The following is a 25,155-nucleotide window of genomic DNA, read 5'->3' as shown; positions in this document are numbered from 1 at the left end:
TTACCCTGTTTAGCAGCTATAGTACATCATTTCAAATATTCGTTGTTTATGGACATTATTAAGAGAAATAACATCCATGTTGTTGGTAACCAGGATGCCCTTCAAACCCTTATGTTTGCTCATGGTTTTGGATTGGATCAACATACTTTCTCAAAAATTATCCCGGCATTCGAACACGATTACAAGATTATATTATTCGATAATGTTGGTGGCGGTAAAGCAGAGCTGAAAGCGTACAGCCCTAAACGTTATGAAACCATCAGTGGCTACGCTACCGATGTAGCAGATATTATACAGGCATTGGAAGCCAAAAACGTTACGTTTATAGGACACTCCGTGAGCGGGATGGTGGGCGTGCTGACCAGCTTACTTTATCCCGGCATGATAGAACGGCTTATCCTGTTGGGCTCCAGTCCCCGTTATCTCAACGATGCAAAAGATGGTTATATCGGTGGATTCGATAACCAGGCGCTGACCAGCTTATTTGAAGCCATGGAAGGCAACTATCACGCCTGGGCCAGTGGCTTTGCCAAACTGGTGACACGTCATGAAGACAAGCCGGAACTGGCAGAAGCTTTCGCTGCTGCGCTTTCGGAGATACGCCCGGACATCGCCATACAGGTGGCCAAAGCCATCTTCTACCTGGATCACCGTGAAGCCCTGCCTAAAATAACAGTTCCCACCCTGATTATACAAACGGCCAACGATCCTGCTGTGCCAGGCATCGTGAGTGAATACATGGAAGCACGTATCCCTAACGCTAAACGAACGCCTGTACAAACCCATGGCCACTTTCCGCAGCATACCGCGCCGGAAGAAGTTATTGATGCCATGAAGTCGTTTCTGTAATTTATTTCATTCTTCAACTTTCTACTGTGAGTACCTGGGAGCGTAAAGCCTTAAATTTTATCAATCAAACCAGTCGCTGGGATAAGGATAAACATATTTCCTCCTTCCTGGCTTTCAGCATTTCTCTTGTAAAGAACCTGACTGCCGCGGATATCGCCCTGCAACTGGAATTTGAAGATGAAGAAACCGCTAAAGTAAAATGTGCTTCTCCCGTTCACCTGAACGACCTGGTACTGAACCCGGAGCCGATTAAGAAACTATTATATACACAGGGGTTTAAAACAATTTACTGGCGCGAAATTCCGCCGCCAAAAGAAAATGTGCTACAGGAAATATTGCAGGCCTTTTCATCTGCCATTATTATTCCCCTGAATACCATGCCCAACAATAGCCTGTTGGTACTGGGCTGGAGCTCGCCCCAGCAATTTGAAGGGGATTTCCTGGAGTGTATTGAAACCATCCGCTTACGACTCAAGGAAGTATTGCTGCAATCCCAGCAACAATTATATTTTCAACGGACCGCAATCCGTTTTGCCGCCATCCTGCACACCATTCCTTACGCGCTGGTGTTTATCAACAATGATGGTTTTTCCGGATGGGTGAACCAGGAAGGCGCCACACTGCTTGGGCTATCGGGGCCGGGAGAACAGTTACCGGCTATTCTTTCCGAAGCAATGATGCAATTGCGGAATAATGCCCTGAACATAGACGAGATCTATAAAGAAGCGGTACAGTTATTTTCTTCTCCCGAAAATTCTATTTCCAACTGGATATGGAAACTGGAACATAAAACATTAAAGGTATCCTGCTTACCCGTTACCACGCAGCAAATCAGCGGCCGCCTCTGGATATTTGAGCAGCCTTAATACCGCTGCCGCCACAGGAAATAAAAAGTACTTCCTTCGCCCGGCTGGGAGTCTACCCATACCTTACCACCCTGTTCCTCTACCAGCAATTTGAAGATATTTAACCCGATACCACTACCCTCTTCTTTACCGTTGTTATCCACTCTTTCGAATAACCGGAAAATCCGGTCGGTATCACGTTTCGCCACACCAGGTCCGTTGTCTTTCACATAAAATTCGTAAAACTCGCCTTTATCCGTACCACCGATAGCAATACTGCCTTCTTTCTTGTCATTATATTTAATAGCGTTGGAAATGAGGTTCTGGAACACCTGTTGCAACTTCAGCTTATTGGTGCTCAACACCGGCAGGGTACCTTCTGTAGTAATACGAATATGCGCCGGGGGAAATAATAACCTCGACAGCTCCGTGATCAGGCTATGTACATCTACGTCTTCTATTGTTTGCTCCATTTCGCTCTGACGGGTATAGTCCAGCATAGAGGTAATCATTTCCGTCAGGTGATTGGTGGCGCCCAACACAATGGACATATATTCTTTCAGATCAGGAGCGCTTTGAATACGTTCATCTTCATTGATCAATGCCAACAGGCCGATAGCGCCTGATAACGGGGACTTCAGGTCGTGGGCTACCACATACATAAAACGTTCGAGTTGTTTGTTGACTTTCTCTTTCTCCACCATGGCTTCCTTCAGCTCCTGCTGGTAAAAGTATAGTTTTTCAAACACGCTTACCTTGGCACGTGTAACGTTGATGTCGAGCGGTTTTGAGAGATAATCTACTGCGCCTTCTTCAAAGCCCCGCATCACATATTGTTCTTCTTTATTAATGGCGGTTACGAAAATAATAGAGATATCCTTGGTTTTGGGATTGGATTGTAACAGCCGGGCTACCTCGTAGCCATCCATATCGGGCATTTGCACGTCGAGCAGAATCAGCCCGATATCGTTATGACGCAAAACAGTTTTCAGGGCTTCATTACCGGAAGTGGCCTGTAAAATTTCGCGGTGCTCCCCTTCCAGCATATGTTCCAGGGAAACCAGGTTTTCCGGTTTATCATCTACGAGCAGAATAGTGAATGTTTTTAATTTTTGCTGCTTCATTTGTCAACGTTTATTTGCTATGCTTATATTTTTCAAATATGCTATGATCTGTTCTACGGTCATGGCTGCTATACCTGTACATCTATCCAGTGCCGCCTGCGGCATCATGGCGAATAAGGCTGTGGCCGGGTCCTGTACAATTCCTGTACCACCCTTGCTCACGATGCGGCAAAGCCCCGCTGCGCCGTCGTTGTTGGCACCGCTGAGCAAAATGCCCAATACTTCCGGGCCGAAAGCGGTGGCGGCCGAGCTAAAGCTCATGTCGATAGCCGGACGGCTATAATTCAATGGTTCGGAATAATCCAGGGAAAAGGTGCTGTCTTCTTCAACCAGCAGGTGGTAATTTTGAGGGGCGAGATAGATATTGCCCGGAAGCAAGGGTGCTTTATCTTCCGGCTCTACAATCGTCTGGTGTACCGATAATAGCTTGTCCAATTCACTCTCCACATTTTTCAGGCGATGAATCACCATCACAATAGGAACATTAAAGGGAGAAGGCAACTGGTTCATCAACTCTACCAGCACGGGCATACTACCTGCGGAACCTCCGATGATCACAAGACGGTATTTATGGGGAAGTGTCAATAACTATACTTTACGTCTGAAAATTTTATTAGCAATACTGACGGCTTCAAATTTATGTCGTTGTTCATTATACAGGAGTGATTCTTTTATACCCAGTGCCAGATATCCTAACGAAGTTAAGCTATCATAGAATAATTTCACCACCCGGTCCTGCAGTGTTCTGTTAAAATATATGAAAACATTGCGGCAACAGATCAACTGAAATTCATTGAACACCTGGTCTGTTACCAGGTTGTGCTGAAAGAAAATGATGTTACGGCGCAGAGCGGGCTGTATAATAGCATTATCATACCTGACTGTATAATAATTGGAAAAGTCGTGAATACCGCCCGACTGCATATAATTATAGGTATATTCTTTCATATTTTTTAAAGCAATCACGCCGGCTTCTGCTTTCCGCAGGTTGGCAGCGTTCATATCGGTGGCGTATATACGACAACGATCCAGTAAACCAGCTTCTTCCAGCAGGATGGCCATAGAATATACTTCTTCCCCCGTAGCGCACCCGGCATGCCATATTTTTATAATCGGGTAAGATGCCAGCCTTGGTAATACCTGTTCACGAAGGGCTTTATAGAAAGATGGATCCCGGAACATTTCTGTCACATTCACGGTAATATACTGGACCATTTCCTGGAAAAAGTCGTTTTCGTTTAGCAGGCGGTGTTTTAATTCAAAGAGGCTATTAATTTTGGCGTAGCCGGTAAAGCGGATAAATCGCCGCTTCAGGGAAGCAGGCGCATAATCTGTGAAATCGTATCCATATCGCTGTTGAATAATTTTCACCAGCTCAGTAAAGTCGTTGTTGCTGATATCTTCTACCATAGGCATTTATGATAACCATACCCTTAACAAAGATAGCAGCTTAATGTTGTCTATCGGTTTGGCAATATAGTCAGACGCTCCTGCTTCTATACACTTTTGCCTGTCACCAGCCATGGCTTTGGCTGTGAGTGCAATAACGGGCAACTGTTGAAAACGGGCGTCTGCGCGGATATGTTTCATGGCTTCAAAGCCATCCATTTCCGGCATCATGATGTCCATCAGCACCAGGTCCAGGCGGGGATGTTTATCCAATACCTCCAAAGCTTCGCGACCATCCGCTGCCGTGAGGACTTCTATTCCATGTTCCTCCATAAGGGCGCTGATAGAAAAAACATTGCGCATGTCATCATCGGCCAACAGCACTTTTTTGCCCGACAGGTCGCCTTCCATGGATGGTTCCGGCAATGTTTCCACATTTGCTTTCTTCTGTAATTTATAGAGGAACAGTTCCAATTCATCCATCAGCCGATCGGTAGAATGGGACGAGTTGCGGACAATAGCGGATGCATATTTTTTCAGTTGCTGTTCTTCCTGGCTGGTAATATCCTGGTCGAGGTACACGATGAGCGGTGTATCACCAACAGCGGGAATACCGGATAGCGCTTCCAGCTGAGTGATGCCGGCATTTAAGTCTGTTCCTATTTCCACTATAACGGCATCATACTTTTTAGTGGCCAGGAGCGATGCCGCGGGCTGCGTGCTATCCGCTACATCATACTGGGTTTCCAGGTTTCTTTCGTCACTTTTGGTTTTCAGTTGTGAATCAGCACTGAGCGGGCCGGCGGATACCAGCAGCACTTTCTTTAGCCGGGCTTGTATTTGTGAGCTGATGCTGATGAAAACCTCCTCCAGGTCGTGTAATTTCAGCGGTTTTCTCGTATAGCCATGGATGTTATCTCCTGCGATAGCCTGTATATCGGCGCCGGTGACCACATGGACCAGTATTTTGCTGAGTTCTTCGCTGCTTTTCAGGATCTTGAGGATGCTGCCACCATCGATCACCGGCAGGTTCATATCCAGGATAATGGCTGCAGGCAGGTATTTGCGGGCATATGCCAATCCATCCTGGCCGTTGTGTGCCACAATGGTTTTAAAGCCTTTGTTGCGGGCGAAGTCGCGAAGGATATCGGCAAAATAGATATCATCTTCAATGATGAGAATGAGTTTATCCTGCTTGCTGAAGTTATTCCGGTCGTCGTCAATGGCCACAGGAGCGGGAGTAACAGTCACAGGGGCAATTACCGGTGCGTCCTCGTAGAAGTGTTCTGCCGGTTGTTCCATCGGTTGACCATTTGTTGGGATCACTACCGAGAAGGTGCTACCGTTAGGCGTGCTACTATCCAGGCGTATTTCGCCATGGAGCAGCAGCATGAGTTCCCGGCTGATGCTTAATCCCAGGCCGGTGCCTCCAAATTTACGGTTGGTAGAGCCATCGCCCTGGTGGAAGGCCTGGAAGATCAGTTCCTGTTTATCCACGGGGATACCAGGACCCGTATCGGTGACGCTGATACCGAGGGTATTGGCATTGCTCATATACCAGGAAATGCTGATCACGCCACCATTGGGAGTAAACTTAAAGGCGTTGGATAACAGGTTACGGATCACTTGTTGCAGGCGAAGCTTGTCGGTGACAACGGTAGTGGGAACATCTGGTGCGATGTTTTTAATAAATTGAATCTTCTTCTCATTAGCCACGATATCAAAGAGGTCTGACAGGTCTTCCATCATGCCTGCTACGGTTACCTCTTCGAAGTTCATCTCCACTTTACCGGCTTCAATTTTAGAGAGGTCGAGTACATCATTGATCAGTTGGAGGAGATCGGAGCCCGATTTATAAATGATACCGGCGTATTCTATTTGCTTTTCGGTGAGATTTTTACTTTTATTTTCCTGCAGCATTTTGGCAAGAATCAACACGCTGTTGAGCGGGGTACGGAGTTCGTGTGACATATTGGCCAGGAACTCTGATTTGTAGCGGCTGCTGGATTCCAGTTCGGTGGCTTTGAGTGCGAGGGCGCCACGTGCGGCTTCCAGCGCCTTATTTTTCTCTACCATCTCCACATTTACCTGTCTCATTTCTTCTTCCTGGACGCGTAGTTCTTCTTCGGAGGCCTGTAGTACTTCCGACTGCCGGCTCAGTTCTTCATTGGATTGCCGCAGTTCTTCCTGTTGACTGATCAGGGTTTCCCGTTGTTCCTGTACCTGCTGCAATAATGTTAATACTTTTGCGCGGGCATTGGCGGCATTAACGGCAACGGATATATCTTTTTCCAGTAGTTCCAGCAGGCGGAGCTGCTGGGCGTTGACTGGTTTAAAAGAAGCCAGTTCAACTACGCCGAGCAGTTCCTCTTTGATACGGAGGGGAATCATCACAACGGCGCCGGGAGTTGCCTGGCCGCTGGCGGAGCCGAGTTGCCAGTAAGTAGCTGGCAGGTCGCTGATGACCCGGATATTTTTGCTGCCGGCGGCGGCGCCAAGGAATCCATCATCCATGGAAGCCTGTTTGGGCAGGGAAGCCGGCATACTAACGGCAGCGGTCAAACGAAGATCATGGTGCATTTCATCGTAACAGTAGAAGGCACCCGCAGCGAATCCGGCAAAGGAGGTGAGGGTCTCGAGGCAATGGCGCATCAGATCATCCCGCTGATCCATCCCCTGGAGGCTGTCGTTCATACTATTTACGCCGGTGAGCAACCAGTTTTTCTCATTGGCCGCCTCATTGAGGTCTACAACCTCCGCCAGTTTAAGGTTTAAGTCCTTCTGGGCTTTAAGTCGTCGTCTGAACTCTACATAGGTAACGCGCATCAGGATAAATCCTACCAGCAGAATAAAGGCGTTGTTCAGTAACAGCATTTTTACGGCCCGGGTAAAAGATTCACTTTTCACGCTTTCCCGCCGGGCCAGCAGGCGACGTTCCTCCCCGTTCAGGGCGCCGATCCTGGCTCTCACTTTATCGATCAACAGCGTTTCTTTTTCTGTAATCGCACTGTTGTCACTGACACGTTGCTGATCCGAAAAGTGATCCAGTTCATTCCAAAAACTTAACAGGTGATTGACTTCATCTTCCAGTGAATCTACATTTTTTACCTGCACCGGGTTGTCTTCCACCATGGTGCGAAGATCATTTACTGCCGGCGCCACTTTAGGTAAGGCCAGCTCGTAGGGTTGGAGGTACCTCCTTTCAAATGTGCTGCGGAAACCACGCCTGGCAGCCTCCATATCAAATATTAACCGTTGTACCCTTTCAGAATTATTTAATACACGATAGGTGTGTTGTACCCAGCCGGCTTCGGCGGTTTGGGTATCGAACGTTTGCCAGGTTAGGAAACCTCCCAGTAATACCAGTAGTACAACCGTTGCAAATCCAAGGTACAGCCTGTTAATCAGTGAAATTTTCATTGTTGAATGCGGCAAAAAGGTAATTGTTGTATTTTACAAAATTGCTATCTTAGATATAAAAGTACCGAAATGCCTTCATATTCAATACCTTTGAGGCCCATTAAAATATGCTTATTCCCGTTAAATTAAAAATTTGTGCCGGCTCTGAAAAACCTAACCATACGCTTTCTAAGTATATATTAAGCAAATTGCAGATTGCATGATGATGATAACTAAGAAACCATTTTCCTGATTTCATGGTCTATATTGAAAACAAATTTTCTAATATATCCGTATCTGTTAAACAATGTCGTAATGGTATTGTTTACGGGATTAAATTCAGCTACTATGAATAAAATACTGTTAATTGAAGATGACGAAATCATGCCGAAAGTAGTTGCCAGAATTCTTCAACCGCCCGATTATCAGCTGGATCACGTTTCCAATGGGAAGGAAGCATTTGAAAAGCTGGAAGCTACGGGTTATGACTATGCGCTGATTATCACGGACATTATGATGCCATATGCCAATGGCTTTGAAATTCTCAGTAAAGTTAAAAGTCATGACAGGGAAAAACCAATACCTGTGATCATTGTTTCCAATGCAGGCAATGAAGATATGATTATGGAAGCCTTTAAACTCGGCGCAGATGATTTTCTGAAAAAACCTATTATACCTGCCGAATTAATAATCCGGGTGAAAAGATTATTGATGAATAAATAACTGCATATTGTATATACAAGTACCTGAATTTCTGGAACCAGCCTGGAACCTATTCCAGGGAGCGCCACTGGCTATACAGCTGGCGATGATATTTATTGTTATTACAACGGTTATCACGCTCCTTGCCTATGTGTCTATCCTGAGGAACCGCTTCCGTGGGTACCAGCGTGCCAAAAGACTGGGCAAATTGCTGCCGTTGTTAGACAACCTGATTGTAGAAGAAGTACTGGCAAATCAGGATCCACTGGCTCAAACCCAGCCGGATGCGGTGCAGCTGAACCTGGAATCTTTTTACCAACTCCCGCTCCATAAAAAATGGGCGAGACAAGCCACTACCGACCGGATCATTCACTTTCGCCGTAATGTGCGGGGCAATCCCGGCCGGCTGCTGCGGACACTTTACCTGCAACTGGAGCTGGACAAAGACAATGTAAAGCAGATGAAATCGTCGAAATGGGAACGGAAAGTCCGGGCGCTGACAGAGTTCATCGAGATGGATATTCCTATTGCCGACGTAACCATTTTGCCATTAACGAATAGCCATAACCGTGAGTTAAGGGCCGCCGCCAGGCATGCCTATATTAAACTCAGTAAAAATGAGCCGTTCAAATTTTTTGACGTGGTAACAGATCCCCTGCTGATGTGGGACCAGGTGGAGTTATTCCGGATCATCACCACTACAGAAGATATTGCCATTCCTAACTTTGCACGTTGGGTGACCTACTCTTCCAACCGAAGTGTAGTGTCTTTCTGCTTAAAACTGATTGTACATTATAACCAGTTGCCGGCAGTACCTGCGGTAAAACAACTGCTGGATACGAAAGATCACTACCTCCGTGCAGAAGCGATCAACTGCCTGGGCAAGCTCCGGGTACCGGATATCGAAGACAAACTGGTATATATGTACAGCAGTCAGCCGCTCCAGTGCCAGATCGAAATCCTGAAGGCCATCGGGCGTATTGGCGGCGGACAACATATCGATTTTCTCAAACAGGAATTCCTGCATTCTACCAACTTCGACCTGCGTAAGAGTGCAGCTAAGTCTATTGTGAAAAATGAATCGATCGCCAACAAAATACTCCAGGAACTGCTGGACACAGCGGATCCGGGCCGCCTGCTGATCCTCAAACATTGTATGAACCCGTTAATCAAATACTGATGAATGGATTGTTAGAAACGGCGGGAAAAATTTATGAAAACACACTTTTCGTATACGGATTGGTGTTATTATTTACCTATGCCCTGCTGGCCATCTTATCCATGCTGGCCATTAGAAAATATGTAAAAAGAAATAATACCCATCAGCTGGAACTATTATCCAGCTCCCCCCTGGCGCCAGGCATCACCATCCTGGCTCCCGCCTATAACGAAGGCCTGACCATCGTATCCAACGTACGCTCCCTGCTTACCCTGAATTACCCGCGTTATGAAATCATCATCATCAACGACGGCAGTGCAGATGATACTATGGAGCAACTGATCAAAGAATTTAAAATTGTACCGGTAGACTTTGCGTATAATGTAAGGATCCAAACCAAACCGGTACGCAGTATCTATAAATCTACCGATCCCGCCTATTCTTCCCTGGTGGTGATTGATAAAGTAAACGGGAAAAGTAAGGCAGATGCGGTAAATGCCGGCATCAATATCGCTACATTCAATTATTTTGTATGTACTGATGTGGATTGTATTCTTCATAAAGATACCCTGCTGGAGTTGATCCGGCCCGTGATGCAGGAAGAAAGAAAGCGGGTAATCGCTGTAGGCGCCACACTCCGTATTGCCAATTCCTCAGAGTTTGACGAAGGCGTGATGACGCGGATGCGTGCACCGAAACAACTGCTGCCCCGTTTCCAGGAAGTAGAATATATCCGCTCTTTTGTACTGGGTAAAATGGGGTGGAGTTACATCAACTGCGTGCCAAACGTATCTGGCGGACTCGGACTATTTGACCGGGAAGTAGCTACCCGCTGCGGTGGATATGATCACAGCTCCTTCGGGGAAGATATGGAGCTCCTCACCAGGATGTGCCGGTATGCGCACGACAACAATATTAACTACGCCGTACGCTATATTCCCAAAACGCTTTGCTGGACAGAAGCACCAGCCAGCATTAAAATATTCAGCCGGCAGCGTGTTCGCTGGTCACGCGGACTGGCGCAGCTCATGGCCGCCCACTTCAGCATGTTCCTCAATCCCCGCTATGGCAGGATGGGGCTTATTGTGGTGCCATTCAACTTCTTTTTTGAGCTGTTAGCACCACTGGTAGAATTCAGCGGCATCATTGTATATATCATACTGGCAGCGCTCCACCTGATCAACTGGCCATATGCGCTGTTACTGTTACTGTTTGTATATACCTACGCTATCATGATTACCACCATCTCCATATTATGGGACCAGCTTTCCTTCCGCTATTATAAATCGTGGCGGGAAGTAGCATCACTTTGCCTGATGCCGTTCCTGGAGTTTTTATTATACCATCCGCTGATTGTGATCAATTCCCTGCGGGGTTATTATAATTTCCTGACCGGCAAGAGAAGTACCTGGGGCAATATGCAACGGCAAGGTTTTGGAAAGAAGAAATAAAGAAAAGAGCAACGTATGCTGAGAACTTTTTTTGAACACGGCGTATTCATATATGGTTGTACGTTATTATTCATGTATGCCCTGCTGGCGTATATGTCGTATCGTGGTATTATACGCTTTCGCAAAAAAAGCAGCTTTACCAACTATGACCACCTTCTCGACTCCCCGCTTACACCGGGCATTTCCGTGATTGCACCTGCTTTCAACGAAGGCGTTACCATTATTATGAACGTTCGCTCCCTGCTAACGTTGAACTATACACGCTTTGAGGTGATCATCGTAAACGACGGCAGCACCGATGATACCCTGGAGAAACTCATCAACGAATTTGAACTGGTGCCTGTAGACTTTGCCTACAACGAGCGGATAGTAACGAAACCGGTAAGACAACTGTATAAGTCCACCAACACGGCCTACGACAAACTGCTGGTGATTGATAAAATAAACGGGAAAAGTAAGGCTGACGCCTCCAATGCCGGTATTAATGCTGCTTCCTTTGATTATTTCCTTTGTACAGATGTGGATTGTATTATAGAAAAAGATACACTGCTACGCATGGTGAAGCCCTTCATGGATGAAGAGCATAAGAAAACCAGGGAAGTAGGCGAACCTTGCCCCCAATGCGGATTTATACATGTAGTAGAAGATAGCCGCCAGGTGATTGCTACCGGTGCTACGCTCCGTTTGGCCAACTCTCTGGATGTGGACGAAGGGGTGATACTACGGGTACGCCCCCCCGAAAAACTGCTCCCCCGCTTCCAGGAAATGGAGTACATACGCGCGTATGTATTGGGGAAAATGGGCTGGAGCGGATTAAACAGTGTACCGAATGTATCCGGCGGACTGGGACTATTTGATAAAGAAGTAGCCATCAAAGCAGGCGGTTATGACCATGCCTCTTTCGCCGAAGATATGGATATCGTTACCCGTATGTGTGCTTATATGCTGGATAACAAGATGAAATATGCTATCCGCTATATTCCTACCACACAATGCTGGACGGAAGGGCCACCCAATATGAAAATATTCAGCCGGCAGCGAACCCGCTGGGGACGAGGGCTGGCGGAGATCATCACCATACACCGGAAATTATTTTTTAATCCCCGGTATAAAAAGCTGGGATTGGTGGTACTACCCTACAACCTCTTTTTTGAGTTCCTGGCGCCGGTCATTGAATTCATTGGTATCCTCTATTATATCTATCTCGGTCTTACCGGTCAGGTTAACTGGCAGTATGCACTCATTTTGTTATTGTTTGTATACCTGTATTCCGTGATGATTACCACACTGGCCATTTGCTGGGACCAGATCACCTACGGCTATTATAAAACCTGGCGGGAAGTGATCGGATTGGCGCTCATGGCTTTCTTTGAGCCGTTGCTCTATCACCCATTGATCGTATTTTTTGCATTGCGCGGATATTGGTATTTTCTTATTGGCAAGAAATCTGCCTGGGGAAATATGCAGCGACAAGGATTTGGTAAACGAAAGTAAACTTATAAACAGGAAAAGCGATGGCTGTATTAAAACATCTGTTCACCGGTATAGTAGTATGTTTGGCGTTGCAAACGCAGGCGCAGGTTTTTAAACAGAAAGATAATGCAGAAGCCCTGTATAACCAGGCAGTGGCGGAAACGAAGCAACAACATTATGACAAAGCTATCGCTTTGTCGCAACAGGCTTTGCAGCAACAACCCGATTTTATTGATCAGCAGTTATTGCTGGCGAGGTTATATATGCTCACCAAACAGTACGACCTTTCGCGCAAATATGTGAAAGCGGTACTGACCAAAAATCCCCGTTACCGGGATGCTTACTATTATGCCATCAATGTGGAGATGACCACCGGCAGATATACCGAAGCTGAATGTTATACCGATGAAGCACTGGCTTACTTCCCCGGCAGCCTCGAGTTTATGCTCAAGAAGCTGGGCATACTGGACCTGCAACATAAAGTATATCGTGGCAATGAACTGGCGGAAACGCTGATGAGCAAATACCCGGAAGATACTACCGTACGCAATTCCTATATAGAACATTACCTGCTGACCGGCCGCTATTATCAACAACTGAATAATGCAGGCATGGCGCGGCAAAGCTACGACAGGATATTACTGGTGGATCCACGCAACCAACAGGCCAGGGAAGCCAGCCTGGCAGTGGCCCTCAAAGGAGGCAGCTACCAATCGGCCCTGGAACAGGTGAATGAAGGTTTAAGCGCCTCTCCCGGCTCCTATGATTTACTGATGCGTAAACTGGGGATTCAGCAAGACATGCACGCCTATGTGGATGCCATCAGCACCCTCAAAGAAATACAACGGCGGTATCCCAATGATGCCAAAGCCCGTACACTGGAAACCACGCTTAAAATGGAAGCAGCTGCGTGGTATGCTAACACCGACCCCTATACGCTGTATGAAGGCGTAGTGGAAAAAAGTCCCGGCAACCGCGAGGCGCTTGATAAACTCATTGGCTACAGCATGGCCCGGGGTGCTTATAAAGAAGCACTGGTATGGATTAACAAAGGTCTGAAGAATAATCCCACCGATGCCCGCCTGCTGGCATTGAAGATGGATGTACTGGAAGGAGACCGCAAATACAGCGCCGCTGCGGCATTGGCCGGCACGTTGTATCAACGCTCGCCCAATCCGGAATTAAAAGAAAGACTGGTACTGCTGCAAACCGCCAGCGGCCGCGATTACCTCGCACAGCAGCAGTATGACCTCGCACTGGCATCGTTCGAAAGCGCACTGGCTGTGAGCCCTAACGATACAACCGTACTCAATCTTTTAGCCAATACCTACATCTCCCAAAAAAATACACCAGCCGCCTTAAAGGTGCTGGATCAGGCTCTCAGTTACTACCCGGACAACACTTACTTCTTACTAAAAAAATCCAGTGTGCTCTCCGACGCAGGCAGGTACGAAGAAGCCGCAGCCATAGCATCGCAACTGGCGCAGCGCTTCCCTTCAGATGAGCGCTTCAACAGCAACCTCGCAGAGATGCGCCTGACAGCAGGCCGCGTGTTGATGAAAGCAGAAGAATATGATCTTGCCAAACAACAGTTTGAGCAGGTATTGGCCGTAGCGCCATCCAACCAGGATGCACTGGATTATATGATCAACATGGAAAGCGCTACCGGTAAGCCAGACAGCGCCTTGTACTATGCAGATAAAGCGTTGGGATACTATCCCGGTAACCGCGACTTCCTGCTGAAGAAAGCGTCTGTACTACAGGACAATCACGATTACGCCGCAGCAGCAGCTATCACCGCTGACCTGATGGCGCGATATCCGTATACGCTCAAGTACAAAGCTGCTTATATCAACAGTCTTACTTACGCCGGTACAGAGTACCAACGGCGGCAACAACCGGATAGCGCGCTGGCCATGTTTAACCGGGTACTGGCCTTGAATCCGAAAGACTCCATGGTATTGCTGTATAGCATCAATGCGCTCAACGGACAACAACGTTATGACAGCGCACTGGCATATACCGCGCAGGGATTGACATACTATCCCAATAACGAAGCGTTTTTAATGAAGCGTGTAGTAACGTTGGAGAATAAAAAAGATTTTACCGCCGCCGCACTGGCAGCGGATTCGCTGGTGAAGCTGCAGCCTACTGCCGTGAATACAGACTACCGCGATTATCTCCAAAGCAAAACGTTGAAGAACCAGTTTGGGTTGTACTACCTCAATTCCAGCTACGACTACTCTGATAATAAATACAATATTGCCACCATAGAATACCGGCGGTTTATTAAGCGGGGTTCTTATGCATTTCAGCTTAACTACGCCGGCAGGCAAACCGGTAACGGCTTACAGGGCCTTGCAGAAATGTATTATACCCACAACCCGAAATTATATTCTTACGGGATGGTAGCTTATTCCAATAAAACCGTGTTCCCGCAACTTCGCGCCGCCTACTCTATTTTCAAAACATTCGGAAAAGATTTTGAAGTGGAGCTGGGTGGACGTTACCTGAACCTCGACAGTGTCAGCAGTGTATCCGGTGTAGTGTCCGTAGCGAAACCGTTCGGCGATTTCTGGGTGAACCTGCGTGGCTTTGTGATCAGTGAGTCTTCCAAAAATTATACAGCGTTTAACCTGACCACCCGTTACTATATGAACAGGCGGCAGGATTATCTGCAGGTAGTGGCAGGCCTGGGTACTTCTCCGGACGACCGGAGCCGGTTGGTCAACTTTCCCAATCTTACCGGGTTGCTGACACACAGCATTGGGGCCGGCTACCAGAAAGTACTGCATTACCGTACTTCGCTGGGATTATATGGCACCTGGATTAACCAGAAAATCACGGATACCGGGTTCCAGAACCAATACGATATTTATGTATCGCTTCAGCGGAAATTTTAACTGACTTACAATGTACAGGACTATGAGTTACCTTTTGTTGACGATGACGACGTTGTTACACAGTGCCTGTGCACCAGGTAAAGCAGACGACTTATACCTGGTAAAGCAGGGCCAGAGCGCTTATGTGATTGTGATACCAGAATCGGCCACCAAAGCTGAAACCAAAGCTGCCGGTATTTTCCAGGATTATGTACAACGTATTTCCGGCGTAAAACTAACGGTGATACCCGAACGTCAATATAAAGATCAGCCGGCCGTTTTTATTGGTAACACCGCACGTACTACGGGGCCGGAAAAAATAAAGGGCGATGGCTATTTCACCGGGAGCAAAGACAAACAACTATATATCCGCGGTGGTAGTGGCCAGGGCGTAGTATATGGTGTGTACCATACTTTGGAAACGTATATGGGCTGCCGTAAGGATACCAAAGGGCCGGCAGTAGTGCCCACGTCAAAGGATATACGCATTACCGGCAACATTGCAGACTTACAGGAGCCGGCATTTCTTTACCGGGAAAGCTACTACCCCGCTTCTACGGACGCGGAGTACCTGTCGTGGCACGGATTACAACGCTTCGAGGATCTGTGGGGGCTTTGGGGGCATTCCTTCTTCAAGCTGATACCACCGGCTACTTATTTTAAAGATCACCCGGAATATTATTCGCTGGTAAATGGGAAAAGGCAGGCGCAACAACTTTGCCTGAGCAATGAAAACGTTTATGCGTTAACGGTAACCTGGTTTAAAAAAGCTATTGCAGATAACCCGGATGCCATGTACTGGTCTATTGCACCGGAAGATGGTGGTGGCGCCTGCACCTGTGACCTGTGTAAGAAAGCAGATGCCGAAGAAGGCGGGCCACAGGGATCGCTGATCCGTTTTGTGAACCGGGTAGCCGCTCAGTTCCCGGAGCAGCGTTTCACCACGCTGGCCTATGGTTATACCGCCAAAGCGCCATTGAAAACAAAACCGGCCGGGAATGTATACATTATGCTAAGTACCATTGATGCATTCCGGCAGGATCCATTATCGCAAACGCCTTCCGCTGCAGGGTTCCGGAAAAACCTTGAGAGCTGGAGCGCTATTACGGGCAATTTGTTCATCTGGGATTATACTACACAGTTTACCAACTACCTGGCGCCATTCCCCGATTACAACAACCTGCAACCCAATCTGCAATATTTTGCCGCACACCAGGTGAAAGGCGTTTTCTCACAGGGCAGTGGGGAAACCTATGGCGATATGGCGGAATACAACAGTTACGTGCAGGCGGCACTGTTATGGCAGCCCAATGCAGATCTTAAAACCGTGAAAGCAGCGTTTTTAAAGGGTTATTACGGCCCTGCTGCTCCTTTTATAGGGCAATACCTCGATGCGCTGAGTAACGCCGTTAAAAGCACCCGCAGTACCCTGGATATTTATGGCAATCCTATCTTCAATGCCCGCGATTATTTATCGCCCTCGCTGATTGACCAATACTCTACCCTGCTGGATAAGGCTGAAGCCGCAGCAGGCGACCAAACGCCCTACCTGCAGCATGTATATCAGACCCGGTTATTCCTGGAGTATGTGGTATTGCAGCAGTCGCGTTTTTATGGCAATGAAAAGTATGGTTATTTACAGGCCGACGGCAGCGTGGTACCAAAATGGCCGGCGCGGGTCAATCGTTTCGTGGAGCAGTGTAAAGCTGCCGGGGTAACGGAGTTATCAGAAGGCGGTTTATCACCGGATGCCTATGCGCAGGAATGGCAGGCGCTATTCTCCCGTAAGTGGATCAACAGCCTGGCGCTGCATGCGCCGGTAACCCTCGTGAACGGCTATACGCCGGAGTACACACCTAAAAAAGAAGCAACGCTCACCGATGGTCTGTTCGGGGGCAACGACTTCACCTATAACTGGCTGTTCACTTATGGGAAAGATATGATTGCCACTATTGACATGGGGAGTAATAAAACCATCCACACGGTGCAAATGAATTTTTTACAGGACGCCCGGCATTATATCTTTAATCCAACACAACTGCTGATTGCTACTTCTACCGATGGTATTAATTTCAAAGAAGCGGGCGTAAAGGACATTCCTGTGCCGGGAGAAGATTTCGGAGTACATATCCTGCATTACTCCTTTTCACTGCCAGCCACCTCCGCCCGCTATCTGCGGGTGACAGCCAAATGCCCCGTAACATTGCCGGATTGGCGGTTAGTGGAAGGGAAGAAGCCGGCGCTGTGCTGTGATGAAGTTAGTGTGGAATAGGATGCACAGCGCCCTGCCATCTGACTGCGCAAAAAATGCCGCAATGGGGATGTTAACCGTTAGAACACCGTTTCGTTTTGGTCCTGATGACACATGTTGTTACATGAAGAACTGCTCTGAGATGATTTTGCCATCTTTTACGTGATATACACAAAGCTCACTCACGGTCATACGCTCCTTGCCTTTCATTTTAAGATCCATGGTTAATACAAAGGCAATAACATTGCCCGCAACAAGCGGTGAAGATACGGTGGTGCCATGCCGTTCTTCTACCATGGAATTGAATTTTTTGTCTTTTTCCACTAAAGCCTGCCAGCCTTTGGTTTCCTTTTCAAATTCAGGCGTAGCGTAAGGTTCTATGCTTACTGCATCATCTGCATACAGTTCCTTTTGTGCCACATCAAATTTTTCTTCCCGGCAAAGTTCTGCCAGCCGTGAGGCGATCTGTTCTACTGTCATGATTACAGGTTTTTTATGGTTAAACATTTTGTTACCGGTTCTTTTCCATTTGTTTGATGGCGGTCCACCCTTCCGGCGTAATGCCCATAATTTCGGTGGCAACGCCGAGCGTTTGGTAGGTATCAAAGAAAGCCATCCTGGCTATGGGGTGATCTACTTCACTGATCACCGTGCATCCCTGCTCCCTCAAATCATGGACCACCTGTTCAAAACCACTGATGGGTAAACGGAAAGCAAGATGTTGTGTGCCACCTGCCGGGTATTTAGCCAGGTAATCATGAAACATGCTTTGACCGGAAAGAGGTTGGATCAGTTCAATGAAAGTCCCCCCGTTATAAGTTTGGGTAGTTAGCCAGTCGCCGGCCACTATTTTGCCATAATAGGTCATATCAAGATCCTGCGCACGGATATATTCCGGTTCGGGAAAGCTAATGCCCAGGGCATTAGACAGGAATTTTACGGAGGTGTGAATGTCCGGAACTACCCAGCCTATCTGAGCCAGTTCCAGTGCTGCAATGGTATTATTGATACTGCTCATATTGCTTTTTATTAGGTTACTGGTAACAAAGATAAAAGTGGCGTTGCTTTTTCAGTGGGGGTATTTACGTCAATATCAGGGCATTTAGCGCATGTATGGCCCCGTCAGGCCCGGGTTCAGAAATAAAATTTGGAAAATAAACACCGTTCAGTATATTTGCACTGTAAACCATCCAATGTGGGCATTATAGAAAGAAAAGAGCGGGAAAAAGCAGAAATGCGCAGGCGTATTGTAGACGTTGCTGCCAAAATGATTGTGGAAGAAGGATATGAAAAAGTATCTATCCGCAACATTGCAGATAAGATAGAGTACAGTCCTGCCACGATTTATCTTTACTATAAAGATAAAGACCAACTGCTGTATGATGTGCAGACAGATGCTTTTGCTACCCTGTCGAGAGAGTTTCAGACAAAGATAACCGAAGCGGATCCGTTTAAGCGACTAGAGCAACTGGCAAAAGCGTATGTAGATTTTTCGAGGGAACATCCGGAGCTGTATGACCTGATGTTTATTATTAAGGCGCCGATGAATGCCCTGGTAGAAGAAGAGAAATGGAAAAACGGGGATCCGGCATATGATGCCTTGTTTTACCTGATGAAAGAATGTATCGATAAAAAGTTAGTGAAGTTTAAAGATCCTACCATTGCTACGCTTTCTGTTTGGGGTTTTGCCCATGGCCTGATCAGCCTTCACCTGCGTGGCCGATGCTCCAAAGTATCGAGGGTATCAGAAGAAGATATGCCGAAAGTAGTAGACGAAGCCATCCGGGAATACTTACGCATGATTAAACTTTAATTTTTTTTCAAGAACATAAAATATTTCCTGGAGTTAATCGCCTTAACAGGTAGAAGCCCGTCAACAGGCATTCTGGTGAAGGTCCCTCTATTCGTGAGAAAGTAATGTGTCGTTGAAAACAATTCAAAAAGCCGTGTTGGCTTTTTTTTAAGTGCAGAATTAAACACCGTTTAGTATATCAACAATGATAACAAAAGCCTTACCGGCTTTATTTTTTTCGGTTTAAATAAACACCGTTCACTATGTACACATCACTCACAAAAGGAGCATTGTTAACAGGCCTGCTGGTAGCGGGTTTCAGCTCCTTCGCACAAAACACCGTGCTGGATCAATACATACAATCTGCCTTCAGCAACAATAAAGGGTTGAAAGACCAGAACTTTCAGCTGACCAAATCGCTACTGGCATTACAGGAAGCCAAAAGCCTGTTTGGTCCCAATGTATCCTTACTTGGCAGTTACACCAAATCGAAAGGAGGCCGTACTATCGACATCCCGCTTGGCGACATTATGAACCCAGTGTACAACAGCCTGAACCAGTTGACAAACAGCCATAACTTCAAATCACTGGAGAACGCCAGCGTTCAATTGAACCCCGATAACTTTTATGACGCTAAAGTCAGGACCAGTATACCACTGATCAATGCAGAAATTTATTACAACCAAAAAATTAAGCGAGAACAAATCACGCAGCAACAGGCAGCCCTGAACGTGTATAAACGGGAACTGGTACGTGATATCAAAACCGCGTACTATCAATACTACCAGGCAGCACAGGCAGTAGCTATTTATAACAATGCCCTTTCCCTGATCAACGAAAATATCCGCATCAATGAGAGCATGGTACGCAACGGTGTAAGAAACAACACCGCCCTGTACCGCTCGCAAACAGAGAAAGAGAAAACAGCCGCTGACATCAACAAAGCCATCAACAACCGGCAGAATGCCAAAGCCTATTTTAACTTCCTGCTGAACCGTGGCCTCGAAGAAAACATTACACTGGACAGCACACTGCTGACTACGCCGGAACAGCTGCCAGGGAAGGATATCAACGAACGTGAAGAGCTGGCACAATACAAAAGCGCCACTACCGTGTACCGACTAAACGAACAATTACAACGCTCCTACCTGGTACCGAAACTCAGCACCTTCATTGACCTGGGCTCGCAGGGAACGGTCGCTAATTTCGATGCCAATACCCGCTATTATCTTTTTGGGGTAAACCTGGAATGGAACCTGTTTGCTTCTCATAAATACAAATACAAAATCAAACAGGCAGCCAACGATGTGGCTTCCATTACCAATGCCGCCTCTCAAACCACGGAACAGCTGCAGTTACAGCTATACCAGGCCCTCAACAACTACCAAACTGCACTGCGGAATTTCAAAACTGCCCAAAGCCAACTGGCATTTGCAGAAAGATATTACCGCGACCAGATGAAAGTATATAAGGAAGGACAACTACTGTATATAGAATTACTGGACGCGCAAAATCAACTCACCCAGGCACAATTGCAAACTACCGTGTCACAGGCCGCTGTGCAAACGGCGTATGCCGGAGTAGAACGTGCGCAGGCATCTTACAATATCGACAATCACAACAACTAATAAATGTACTCACATGAAAAATACATTGCTTCTCCTCCCGGTTTCTATGATCCTGTTTTCCTGCGGCACTAAACCCGCAGCTACCGTCACTGTTTCAGATACCATCCCGGTGAAAATAATGGCACTGGCCAAACAAGGTACCAGCACCACGATCAATGCATCCGGTCAGTTTACCACCGACGACGAAGTATATCTTTCTTTTAAAACCAATGGCATCATCAGCAATATCCTCGTGAAAGAAGGTGACCCGGTACGTAAAGGACAATTGCTGGCCACCCTGAACCTCACCGAAATAGATGCCCAGGTGCAAAAAGACCAACTGGCTTTTGAAAAAGCCCAACGGGATTACCAGCGTATTGTACGCCTGCACAACGACAGCGTGGCCACACAGGAGCAGTTGGAAAACAGCAAAACAGCCATGGACCAGGCTAAACAGCAACTGAGTACTTCCCAGTTTAACCGCAGCTATTCCGCCATTCACGCCACCCAGGATGGTTATGTATTGCATAAGCTGGTGAGCAGCGGCCAAATGGTGAATGCCGGTACACCGGTATTGCAAACCAACGGCGCCAGCAGTGCGCACTGGCTATTACGTGTAGGCGTTAGCGATAGAGAATGGGCACAGGTGAAAAACGGCGACAAAGCCACCATTGAAATTTCTGGAATACCAGGCGATACACTCACCGGAACGGTTACACGCAAATCAGAAGGTGTGGACGCTCAAAGCGGTACTTTCCTCATCGACGTACAACTATCCGGCAACAAGCCCGCCGCTATCGCGGCCGGCATGTTTGGCCGTTGCCATATCAATACGGGCGCTGCCGGCAACAACAACACCGCCTGGAGCATTCCTTATGCTGCCCTGCTGGACGGTAACGGCAGCAGCGGTTTTGTATTCGTGACCAACGATAACAAAATCGCTCAGAAAATACCAGTCACTATTGCCGGCATGGAAAAAGAAAATGTACTCATCAGCAATGGCATGGAACAGGCAAAGGCACTCATTATTTCCGGCAGCGCCTATCTCAAGGATCAATCTCCCATCCGTATCATCCAATAACAATTACTATCATGAAAATATCCAGATACGCCGTCAAAAATTACCAGTTTACCCTGGTGATATTCATTATGATCATTGTGCTGGGCATCACCACCATCCTCAATATGCCCCGCTCTGAAGATCCGGAAATGAGAGCGCCACAATATACCCTTGTAGTGGTATATCCCGGCACCAGCCCTAAAGACATGGAAGACCTGGTAGTAGATCCACTGGAAAAAGAGATCTATGCACTGGATGATATCAAACGGATACGCACATCCATCAACGATGGCGTAGCCGTGATGCGGGTAGAATATAAATACAGTTCCAACGTAGACCAGAAATACCAGGAACTGGTAAGAGAAGTGAATAACAAGCGGAAAGACCTCCCAGCCGACATCTACAGCATAGAAGTACACAAACAGGAACCTTCCGATGTAAACGTACTGCAGGTAGCACTCATCTCGGAAAATGCTTCCCGTGATAAACTCCGCTACTATGCCGATAAGCTGCAGGATGAACTGGAAAAAGTGTCTTCCCTGAAAAATGTAAAGTTGCACGGCTTACCGGATCAACAGGTACGCGTGGAATTACAACTCGACAAAATGGCGCAGCTACACCTGCCCGTTAACGCAGTAATGGCGGCGGTTCAAAGTGAAATGGCCAATATACCCGGCGGTAGTATTGATGCCGGCGAAAAAAGCTTCAATATCAAAACCAGCGGCAACTATCAAAATATAGAAGAAATCAGCAACACCATCGTCTCTAACGCCAACGGTAAAAATATTTTCCTGAAAGATATTGCCCGCGTTTATTATGGTTTTGAAGATGAGAAATATTTTGTCCGGCTGAATGGCCACCGGTGCGTAGTGGTGTCTGCTGCGCAGAAATCCGGTGAAAACATCACCAAAACACAACAACAATACAAGCCCGTTATTGAGCAATTCAAAAAAACACTACCGGCCAATATTGACCTGGTGCAATACTTTGATCAGGCCACTGCCGTAAACAACCGTTTAAGCGGGCTGGGTAAGGATTTCATCATTGCCATCCTGCTCGTAGCCTTCACCTTACTGCCCCTGGGACAACGACCGGCACTGATTGTAATGATCTCCATTCCGCTGTCATTGTCTATTGGAATTGTGTTGCTCCAATTGTTTGGATTCAACCTGAACCAGTTGAGTATCGTAGGACTGGTAGTCGCATTGGGGCTGTTGGTGGACGACAGCATTGTGGTAGTAGAGAACATAGAGCGCTGGATGCTGGAAGGACATAGTCGCATGGAAGCCACGCTGAAAGCCACCTCGCAAATTGGATTAGCGGTAGTTGGTTGTACCGCAGCCCTGATCATTGCTTTCATGCCGCTGGTATTTATGCCGGAAGGTAGCGGGGATTTTATCCGCAGTCTCCCGTTGGCCGTGATATTCAGTGTGCTGGCATCCATGGCGGTATCGCTGACTATTATACCTTTCCTTTCCAGCCGTTTGCTGAAGGAACATACCGGCAACCCGGAAGGGAACTTCTTTATGCGTTTGCTGAAGAGAATGATCCATGGCAGCTATGCCAAACTATTGGACAAAGCATTACATCGTCCGTTACTGACCGTAGTGGTATCGTTAGTGATCTTTGGAGCGGCCATCGGATTGTTTAAAGTGATTGGCTTCAGCCTGTTCCCATCTTCCGAAAAACCACAATTCCTGATCAACATTTTTACGCCGCCTCAATCTAATCTCGCTTATACCAACGAAGTGGTAGAGCAGCTGGAAAAGGAACTGAAGCAGGAAAAAGCGATCAAATCTTATGCGAGCAATATCGGTAAAGGGAATCCACGCATCTACTATAATGAAACGCAGGAGAACGAAAGAAGCGACTATGCGCAGATCTTTGTGCAACTTGACGAGCATGCCAGTCCGGCTGAAAAAAACAAACTGATTGAGACCCTGCGTAAAAAATGGACACCTTATCCAGGTGCAAAAGTAGAAGTAAAGAACTTTGAACAGGGCCCCCCTATGGTAGCACCGGTAGAAGTACGTTTATTCGGCGACAACCTGGATACCTTACGCTCCATGGCGGCAAACGTAGAAAAGTTGCTGGAAAAAACACCGGGCACTATTTACATCAACAACCCGGTGAGTACACTCAAATCAGATATCCGCGTGCAAATAGATCGTGAAAAGGCGCAACAACTGGGAATTCCCACGGCAAATATCGATCGTGTAGTACGTTTAGCCATTGCTGGTATTAACCTGGGCCAGTACAATGATCAGAACGACAATGACTACGACATCCTGCTCACGAAGCAAAAAACAGGTAAGCCTACCATGGATGTATTCAAAGATTTGTATGTCAACAACAGCCAGGGGACCGCGATTCCGCTTTCACAGGTAGCACAGCTGAAGCTGGAAACATCTCCCCTGACGATCCGTCACCAGGAAAAGAACCGCGTAGTAGCCGTGAGTGCTTTTATCCGCAAGGGTTTCCTGACCGACCAGGTCATTGGAGATGTTGTAAAGCAAATGGATGCGTTGAAGCTCCCTGCCGGTTACTCTTATGAAATGGGCGGAGAAGTAGAGAGCCGGAAAAATTCCTTTGGTGGCTTCATGAGTATCATCATTGTAACCGTATTCCTCTTTGTGGCGGTGCTGATCCTGCAGTTCAAAACATTCAAGAGCATGTTGATCGTATTGTCTGTGATTCCATTGGGTATTGTAGGAGCTGCCATCGCGCTGTGGCTGACAGGTAATTCGCTGTCGTTTGTAGCGATTATAGGCCTCATTGCGCTGGCGGGTATCGAAGTAAAGAATACCATTTTGCTGGTTGATTTCACCAACCAGCTACGTATGGAGGGTCACTCCCTTGAAGCGGCAATTCGTGAAGCCGGAGAAGTACGTTTTCTGCCGATAGTACTCACCTCACTCACCGCTATTGGAGGTTTGATACCGGTAGCTATTTCTACCAACCCGTTAATTGCGCCGCTGGCGATAGTATTGATTGGAGGTTTGATCAGTTCTACTTTGTTGTCGCGTATCGTAACACCGGTAGTGTACAAGCTGATTCCGCCTAAGATAGACCCAATTGTGAAAAATAGCCATCGTAACAAAGTGATTGCTTTAGAAGGAGCAGAAAGCTGAAAGCAGAAAGCAAAAAGCTATTAAAGCGGATGACCAGAGCG

At 47.0% G+C, this 25,155-nt stretch carries 18 protein-coding genes; 12 read left to right on the top strand and 6 right to left on the bottom strand.

The window, feature by feature from the left end; translation table 11 throughout:
- Positions 1–48 precede the first annotated feature (48 nt).
- Entirely contained in the window at positions 49–849 is an 801-nt protein-coding gene (locus tag J7623_RS15175) for an alpha/beta hydrolase (RefSeq protein ID WP_291921585.1), read from the top strand.
- A 26-nt stretch (positions 850–875) separates the two neighbouring features.
- Entirely contained in the window at positions 876–1,715 is an 840-nt protein-coding gene (locus J7623_RS15170; RefSeq protein WP_291921582.1) for a hypothetical protein, read from the top strand.
- Here the strand turns inward: J7623_RS15170 and J7623_RS15165 are convergent.
- From J7623_RS15165 to J7623_RS15150, 4 genes are read right to left on the bottom strand one after another with little or no spacing between them, the layout of a single operon-like run.
- The gene (locus J7623_RS15165; protein ID WP_291921580.1) at positions 1,712–2,818 is read right to left on the bottom strand and encodes a response regulator; all 1,107 of its coding nucleotides are present in this window, start codon (positions 2,816–2,818) and stop codon (positions 1,712–1,714) included. The two genes, J7623_RS15170 and J7623_RS15165, sit on opposite strands and share 4 nt — an antisense overlap.
- Positions 2,819–2,821: 3 nt before the next feature.
- On the bottom strand, positions 2,822–3,376 hold the full coding sequence (locus J7623_RS15160; protein WP_291921577.1) for a chemotaxis protein CheB: 555 nt from the start codon (positions 3,374–3,376) through the stop codon (positions 2,822–2,824).
- A 30-nt stretch (positions 3,377–3,406) separates the two neighbouring features.
- Complete coding sequence (locus J7623_RS15155) at positions 3,407–4,228, bottom strand: protein-glutamate O-methyltransferase CheR (protein ID WP_291921575.1); 822 nt, start codon at positions 4,226–4,228, stop codon at positions 3,407–3,409.
- A gap of 6 nt (positions 4,229–4,234) precedes the next feature.
- Entirely contained in the window at positions 4,235–7,627 is a 3,393-nt protein-coding gene (locus J7623_RS15150) for a response regulator (protein ID WP_291921573.1), read from the bottom strand.
- A 327-nt stretch (positions 7,628–7,954) separates the two neighbouring features.
- On the opposite strand from J7623_RS15150, the gene J7623_RS15145 reads away from it, so the two are divergent.
- Genes J7623_RS15145 through J7623_RS15120 form a run of 6 tightly spaced genes read left to right on the top strand, consistent with a single transcriptional unit; the run spans position 7,955 to position 17,545 of the window.
- Positions 7,955–8,329: a response regulator transcription factor gene (locus J7623_RS15145; protein WP_291921570.1), complete on the top strand. Its 375-nt coding sequence runs from the start codon at positions 7,955–7,957 to the stop codon at positions 8,327–8,329.
- Between the two features lie 7 nt (positions 8,330–8,336).
- Positions 8,337–9,488 carry a HEAT repeat domain-containing protein gene (locus tag J7623_RS15140; RefSeq protein ID WP_291921567.1) on the top strand — a complete coding sequence of 384 codons (1,152 nt, stop codon included), beginning with the start codon at positions 8,337–8,339 and terminating at the stop codon, positions 9,486–9,488.
- Positions 9,488–10,918: a glycosyltransferase gene (locus tag J7623_RS15135; RefSeq protein WP_291921564.1), complete on the top strand. Its 1,431-nt coding sequence runs from the start codon at positions 9,488–9,490 to the stop codon at positions 10,916–10,918. The genes J7623_RS15140 and J7623_RS15135 overlap by 1 nt, the downstream gene beginning before the upstream one ends.
- 15 nt (positions 10,919–10,933) lie before the next feature.
- On the top strand, positions 10,934–12,412 hold the full coding sequence (locus tag J7623_RS15130) for a glycosyltransferase (RefSeq protein WP_291921561.1): 1,479 nt from the start codon (positions 10,934–10,936) through the stop codon (positions 12,410–12,412).
- Between the two features lie 20 nt (positions 12,413–12,432).
- The gene (locus J7623_RS15125; protein ID WP_291921558.1) at positions 12,433–15,294 is read left to right on the top strand and encodes a tetratricopeptide repeat protein; all 2,862 of its coding nucleotides are present in this window, start codon (positions 12,433–12,435) and stop codon (positions 15,292–15,294) included.
- 22 nt (positions 15,295–15,316) lie between these two features.
- Positions 15,317–17,545 (top strand): DUF4838 domain-containing protein, encoded by a 2,229-nt coding sequence (locus J7623_RS15120; RefSeq protein WP_291921555.1) that lies wholly within the window; start codon positions 15,317–15,319, stop codon positions 17,543–17,545.
- A gap of 99 nt (positions 17,546–17,644) precedes the next feature.
- Here J7623_RS15120 and J7623_RS15115 read toward each other — a convergent pair whose 3' ends face one another.
- Both J7623_RS15115 and J7623_RS15110 read right to left on the bottom strand, forming a co-directional pair.
- Positions 17,645–18,004 (bottom strand): nuclear transport factor 2 family protein, encoded by a 360-nt coding sequence (locus tag J7623_RS15115; RefSeq protein ID WP_291921553.1) that lies wholly within the window; start codon positions 18,002–18,004, stop codon positions 17,645–17,647.
- 31 nt (positions 18,005–18,035) lie between these two features.
- Positions 18,036–18,542 (bottom strand): VOC family protein, encoded by a 507-nt coding sequence (locus tag J7623_RS15110; RefSeq protein ID WP_291921550.1) that lies wholly within the window; start codon positions 18,540–18,542, stop codon positions 18,036–18,038.
- A 156-nt stretch (positions 18,543–18,698) separates the two neighbouring features.
- Between J7623_RS15110 and J7623_RS15105 the strand changes: the two genes are divergently transcribed.
- From J7623_RS15105 to J7623_RS15090, 4 genes are all read left to right on the top strand, one after another.
- A complete protein-coding gene (locus J7623_RS15105) occupies positions 18,699–19,337 on the top strand; it encodes a TetR/AcrR family transcriptional regulator (protein WP_291921547.1) in 639 nt (212 codons plus the stop codon).
- Between the two features lie 242 nt (positions 19,338–19,579).
- On the top strand, positions 19,580–20,944 hold the full coding sequence (locus tag J7623_RS15100; protein WP_291921545.1) for a TolC family protein: 1,365 nt from the start codon (positions 19,580–19,582) through the stop codon (positions 20,942–20,944).
- Between the two features lie 13 nt (positions 20,945–20,957).
- Entirely contained in the window at positions 20,958–22,004 is a 1,047-nt protein-coding gene (locus J7623_RS15095; RefSeq protein WP_291921543.1) for an efflux RND transporter periplasmic adaptor subunit, read from the top strand.
- Between the two features lie 11 nt (positions 22,005–22,015).
- On the top strand, positions 22,016–25,114 hold the full coding sequence (locus J7623_RS15090) for an efflux RND transporter permease subunit (protein ID WP_291921541.1): 3,099 nt from the start codon (positions 22,016–22,018) through the stop codon (positions 25,112–25,114).
- The last annotated feature ends 41 nt before the right edge of the window (positions 25,115–25,155 follow it).

The organism is Chitinophaga sp. (genome assembly GCF_017745275.1).
Classification (GTDB): Bacteria; Bacteroidota; Bacteroidia; order Chitinophagales; family Chitinophagaceae; genus Chitinophaga.
Note: the sequence above shows the minus strand (reverse complement) of the source record. Positions and strands in the feature narration are given on the sequence as shown.

What these genes read in the sequence shown, in the direction of transcription:
- J7623_RS15175 (WP_291921585.1), top strand. Translation starts at nt 49, where the DNA reads ATGGACATTATTAAGAGAAATAACATCCATGTTGTTGGTAACCAGGAT.
- J7623_RS15165 (WP_291921580.1), bottom strand. Translation starts at nt 2,818, where the DNA reads ATGAAGCAGCAAAAATTAAAAACATTCACTATTCTGCTCGTAGATGAT.
- J7623_RS15155 (WP_291921575.1), bottom strand. Translation starts at nt 4,228, where the DNA reads ATGGTAGAAGATATCAGCAACAACGACTTTACTGAGCTGGTGAAAATT.
- J7623_RS15150 (WP_291921573.1), bottom strand. Translation starts at nt 7,627, where the DNA reads ATGAAAATTTCACTGATTAACAGGCTGTACCTTGGATTTGCAACGGTT.
- J7623_RS15145 (WP_291921570.1), top strand. Translation starts at nt 7,955, where the DNA reads ATGAATAAAATACTGTTAATTGAAGATGACGAAATCATGCCGAAAGTA.
- J7623_RS15135 (WP_291921564.1), top strand. Translation starts at nt 9,488, where the DNA reads ATGAATGGATTGTTAGAAACGGCGGGAAAAATTTATGAAAACACACTT.
- J7623_RS15130 (WP_291921561.1), top strand. Translation starts at nt 10,934, where the DNA reads ATGCTGAGAACTTTTTTTGAACACGGCGTATTCATATATGGTTGTACG.
- J7623_RS15125 (WP_291921558.1), top strand. Translation starts at nt 12,433, where the DNA reads ATGGCTGTATTAAAACATCTGTTCACCGGTATAGTAGTATGTTTGGCG.
- J7623_RS15120 (WP_291921555.1), top strand. Translation starts at nt 15,317, where the DNA reads ATGAGTTACCTTTTGTTGACGATGACGACGTTGTTACACAGTGCCTGT.
- J7623_RS15115 (WP_291921553.1), bottom strand. Translation starts at nt 18,004, where the DNA reads ATGACAGTAGAACAGATCGCCTCACGGCTGGCAGAACTTTGCCGGGAA.
- J7623_RS15110 (WP_291921550.1), bottom strand. Translation starts at nt 18,542, where the DNA reads ATGAGCAGTATCAATAATACCATTGCAGCACTGGAACTGGCTCAGATA.
- J7623_RS15100 (WP_291921545.1), top strand. Translation starts at nt 19,580, where the DNA reads ATGTACACATCACTCACAAAAGGAGCATTGTTAACAGGCCTGCTGGTA.
- J7623_RS15095 (WP_291921543.1), top strand. Translation starts at nt 20,958, where the DNA reads ATGAAAAATACATTGCTTCTCCTCCCGGTTTCTATGATCCTGTTTTCC.
- J7623_RS15090 (WP_291921541.1), top strand. Translation starts at nt 22,016, where the DNA reads ATGAAAATATCCAGATACGCCGTCAAAAATTACCAGTTTACCCTGGTG.